Source organism: Mesorhizobium sp. P3_A9 (genome assembly GCF_056402975.1).
The window spans coordinates 1-4901 of record NZ_JBFUGJ010000406.1 but is presented as its reverse complement, the minus strand read 5'-3'; the positions used below and the strand labels follow the sequence as shown (position 1 = coordinate 4901).

The 4901-nt window shown below is 64.1% G+C and carries 3 protein-coding genes; 2 read left to right on the top strand and 1 reads right to left on the bottom strand.

Translation table 11 applies throughout. The features are described 5' to 3' along the window. The coding region (locus tag AC1DX0_RS31145) for a CHASE3 domain-containing protein (RefSeq protein WP_477358282.1) at positions 1-1802 on the bottom strand (1802 nt) is incomplete at its 3' end. A 222-nt stretch (positions 1803-2024) separates the two neighbouring features. Here AC1DX0_RS31145 and AC1DX0_RS31140 point away from each other — a divergent pair. Then, a complete protein-coding gene (locus AC1DX0_RS31140) occupies positions 2025-3278 on the top strand; it encodes an aspartate kinase (RefSeq protein WP_477358280.1) in 1254 nt (417 codons plus the stop codon). 83 nt (positions 3279-3361) lie between these two features. Then, positions 3362-4901 (top strand): phosphoenolpyruvate-utilizing N-terminal domain-containing protein (locus AC1DX0_RS31135; protein ID WP_477358278.1); only part of this gene is annotated, 1540 nt, incomplete at its 3' end.

Below are 4901 nucleotides of genomic sequence, written 5' to 3'. Positions count from 1 at the left end.
GCCAGGAAGTGCACGTCATGGTCGAGCACGCCGTTGTGGACGACGGCATTCCTGGTGAAACCGGTGGTGAAGACGACTTTCAGGCCGGGTTGGCGCGCGACCGCTTCCTCGGCGAGCTTGCGGCCGTTCATCACCGGCATGACGATGTCCGTGAAAAGCAGGGCGATGCCAGGTGTCTCCGCCAGCTTCTGAAGGGCCTCCTGGCCACTTCCAACGTGGATCACCGTGTAGCCGAGTTCGCGCATCGCCTCTKTCGTGGCGGCCCGCACGCGGACATCGTCCTCGACGACGAGGATTGTTTCGGTGACCTTGGCAGTGCTCTTGCCGAGCCCGGCGGGCGCTGCCGGCTCCTCGGCTCCGAAAAACCGCGGCAGATAGATCCTGATCGTCGTGCCTTCGCCCGGTTCGGAGTAGATCTTGACGTGGCCGCCCGACTGCTTGACGAAGCCGAACACTTGGCTCAGCCCAAGTCCCGTGCCCTTGTTGACCGGCTTGGTGGTGAAAAAAGGCTCGAAAGCCTTGGCCATCACATCCGCCGACATGCCCTCACCGGTATCGCTGACCGCGATCATCACATACTGGCCGGAGATCACCTCGGCATGGGTGGCGGCGTAGCTGTCGTCGAGATGGCTGTTGGCGGTCTCGATGGTCAGCTTGCCCTCTTCGCCCATCGCGTCACGCGCGTTGACCGCCAGGTTGAGGATGGCATTCTCGATCTGGCTGGGGTCGGCATGGGTCTTCCACAAGCCACCCGCCAGCACCGTTTCGATGCGGATGCCTTCACCGAGCGCGCGGTGCAGAAGGTCGGACATGCCCGTCACCAGGCGGTTGGTGTCGACCACCTGCGGCGCCAGTGGCTGCTGGCGCGAGAAGGCAAGCAGCCGGGAGGTCAAATTGGCTGCACGGCCGGCCGCATCCGTCGCAGCCTCGATGAATTTCTCGATGTCGTTCTCGCCGCGCTTCAGCTTGCGCTGGGCAAGGTTCATGGCGCTGATTATCACCGCCAGCATGTTGTTGAAATCGTGGGCGATGCCGCCGGTCAGCTGGCCGACGGCCTCCATCTTCTGCATCTGGCGCAGCTGGGATTCGGCCTTTTCACGTGTCTGGATCTCGTTGCCGAGCTCGATGTTCTTGCGCATCAGCTCTTCCTGGCCGGTGACGACCTCGCGGAAGCGGCGGCGGGATTGGCGGATCGTGTAGGCGCCGAGCAGGAAGATCGCCAGCAGCGCGACCAGTGAGCCGATGCGCAGCCAGGCCTCGACCTGGTCGGTATGATCGTCGCGCGCGGCGATGTCGGCGGCGCCGATGCGCCGGAGCGTATCCATGCTGGCACGGATTTCGTCCATGGCGGCCTTGCCCTGGCCACTGCGGACCAGTTGCAAGGCCCCGGTCGCATCGCCCTTGTCGTAGAGAGCGATCGTCTCGGACAATTCAGCCTGCTTTTGCGCCAGCGCGTCCTTGATGTGGCCGACCTGCGGGGCAAGCTGATCGTTGGATGCGGTCATGGCATCGATGCGGGCAAGTTGCCCCGGGATCGCATCGACAGCCTTCTGATACGGTTCGAGGTAGGATTTCTCGCCGGTCAGTAGGTAGCCGCGCTGGCCGGCCTCGGCATCCTGCGCCAATGAAAGCAGCCCTGAAAGCTGTTCCTGGTATTCGATTGTCTCGCGCGCGGCGGCACGGTTGGCCCTCTGGCCTTCAACCAGCAGGGCGCGGGTGCCGACGATCAGCGCCAGCACGGCGAAGCCGACGGCAAGCGGCAGCGATTGCAATCGCATGGCGCGTCGAAGACGAGCAATCATCTGTTATGCCGAACCAAAAGGAATTCCCCGCGGGCAGCATTTGGTAAGCGGCACGGCCCCGGAAGGCAATATGCCGTCTTCTTGAGCCGGCATTCCGCCGCCAGCCTTGCGAAACCGAATGCATTTGGCTAAGGAGGCCGCGCATTCAGCGGCGGGCGAGAGCCGGGCGCTTTCCTCCGTTTTCGGCTCCGGGCCGGCTTCAGTCAAAGGCATTTCGCTTCCATGGCGCGTATCGTGATGAAATTCGGCGGAACCTCCGTCGCCGACATCGCCCGCATCCGCAATGTGGCGCGYCAYGTCAAACGCGAGGTCGAYGCYGGCCATGARGTGGCSGTGGTSGTCTCGGCGATGKCCGGCAAGACCAAYGARCTGGTYGSCTGGACRCGCGAAGCCTCGCCGATGCACGACGCRCGCGARTATGAYGCSGTCGTCGCYTCCGGCGAACAGGTCACGGCGGGCCTGCTGGCCATAACCTTGCAGAACATGGGCGTGCATGCGCGCTCCTGGCAGGGCTGGCAGATCCCGATCAAGACCGACAACGCGCATGGCGCGGCGCGCATCCTCGACATTGACGGTGCCTTCCTGATCAAGCGCTTCGGCGAAGGCCAGGTGGCCGTCATCGCCGGCTTCCAGGGCATCGGACCGGACAATCGTATCGCCACGCTTGGCCGGGGCGGTTCCGACACAAGTGCTGTCGCCATCGCCGCGGCGGTCAAGGCCGACCGCTGCGACATCTACACCGACGTCGACGGGGTCTACACCACCGATCCGCGCATTGAGCCCAAGGCGCGGCGGCTGGCCAAGATCTCGTTCGAGGAAATGCTTGAAATGGCCTCGCTCGGCGCCAAGGTTCTGCAGGTGCGTTCGGTCGAGCTTGCCATGGTGCACAGGGTGCGTACCTTCGTGCGGTCGTCGTTCGACGATCCCGACGCGCCCGGAATGGGGGATTTGCTCAATCCTCCGGGAACGCTCATTTGCGACGAGGAAGAGATCGTGGAACAGCAGGTCGTCACCGGAATTGCCTACGCCAAGGACGAGGCCCAGATTTCGCTGCGCCGCGTCGGCGATCGTCCAGGCGTCGCCGCCGGCATTTTCGGGCCGCTGGCCGAGGCCAACATCAATGTCGACATGATCGTCCAGAACATCTCCGAGGACGGCAAGTTCACCGACATGACCTTCACGGTGCCTTCCGGAGACGTCGACAAGGCACTTGTCGTGCTGGAGCGCTTGAAAGCCGAGATCGGCTACGATGTCGTGCAGTCGGAAGCCGGCATGTCGAAGGTTTCGGTCATCGGCATCGGCATGAGGAGCCATGCCGGCGTCGCCGCCACCGCATTCAAGGCGCTGGCCGATAAGGCGATCAATATCCGCGCCATCACCACCTCCGAGATCAAGATTTCGATACTGATCGACGGTCCGTACACAGAACTKGCGGTTCGCACTTTGCATTCCGTCTACGGTCTGGATAAGCAGTAGCGAGAACGATTTGAGTTGTTGCGTGTGCGCCGGTCGCAGTGGAAACTGCGGCGGGCAATATGCCCATTGGAGAAGAAGCCGCGATGCGTGACCAGGCCAGTGGCCCGCGCGTTTTGCTGAAACGGCTCCGCGAGCTCATGCAGGAGCCGCTGGAGCCGCAGGAGCGGCTCGACCGGATCGTGCGCGACATCGCCTCCAACATGGTCGCCGAAGTCTGCTCGCTCTACGTGCTGCGCGCCGATTCGGTGCTCGAACTCTACGCCACCGAGGGTCTGAACCCGAACGCCGTCCACCTGGCGCAGCTGCGGCTCGGTCAGGGCCTGGTCGGCACCATCGCCGCAAGCGCTCGGCCGCTCAACCTGTCGAACGCCCAGGAACATCCGGCTTTCGCCTACCTGCCGGAGACCGGGGAAGAGATCTACAACTCCTTCCTCGGCGTGCCGGTGCTGCGGGCAGGGCGCACGCTTGGCGTCCTGGTCGTGCAGAACAAGACCATGCGCCATTATCGCGATGACGAGGTCGAGGCGCTGGAAACCACCGCCATGGTCATCGCCGAGATGATCGCCACCGGCGACCTGGCGCGGCTGACCAGGCCTGGCCTCGAACTCGACCTGCGCCGGCCTGTCAGCTTCACCGGCCTGTCCTTCAACGACGGTGTCGGGCTTGGCCATGTCGTGCTGCACGAGCCGCGCATCGTCGTCACCAATCTGTTCAACGAGGACAGCGAGGAAGAGGTCCGGCGGCTTGAGACCTCACTAGGCTCGCTGCGGCTCTCCATCGATGACATGCTGGAGCGCCGCGACGTCGCCTTCGAGGGCGAACATCGCCAGGTGCTCGAAGCCTATCGCATGTTCGCCAATGACCGAGGCTGGGTGCGGCGCCTGGAAGAGGCGATCCGCAACGGCCTGACAGCCGAAGCTGCGGTGGAAAAGGTGCAGAGCGACATGCGCGCGCGCATGCTGCACATGACCGATCCCTATCTGCGCGAGCGGATGAGCGATTTCGACGACCTCGCCAACCGGCTGCTGCGCCAGCTGATGGGGCGCGGGCCGGAGGATGTCGCCAATTCGCTGCCGAAGGACGCCATCATCGTTGCTCGTTCGATGGGCGCCGCCGAGCTGCTCGACTATCCCCGCGACAAATTGCGCGGGCTGGTGCTCGAGGACGGGGCTGCCACCAGCCACGTCGTCATCGTCGCGCGGGCCATGGGCATTCCCGTTGCCGGCCAGATGAAGGGCGCCGTTTCCATGGCGGAAAACGGCGACGCCATCATCGTCGATGGCGAAGAGGGCGTGATCCATCTGCGGCCGCAATCCGATCTCGAAGCCGCCTATGCCGAAAAGGTGCGGTTCCGTGCGCGCCGGCAAGAGGTTTACCGCGAGCTGCGCAAGAAGCCGTCGACGACCAGGGACGGTGTCCAGGTCGATCTGTTGATGAATGCCGGACTTGCCGTCGACCTGCCGCAGTTGGCCGAGGCAGGTGCGGCCGGCATCGGCCTGTTTCGTACCGAATTGCAGTTCATGGTCGCCTCGACCTTTCCGCGTGCCGAGGCGCAGGAGAAACTCTACCGTGACGTGCTCGAGGCGGCGCGCGGCAAGCCGGTCACCTTCCGCACCATCGATA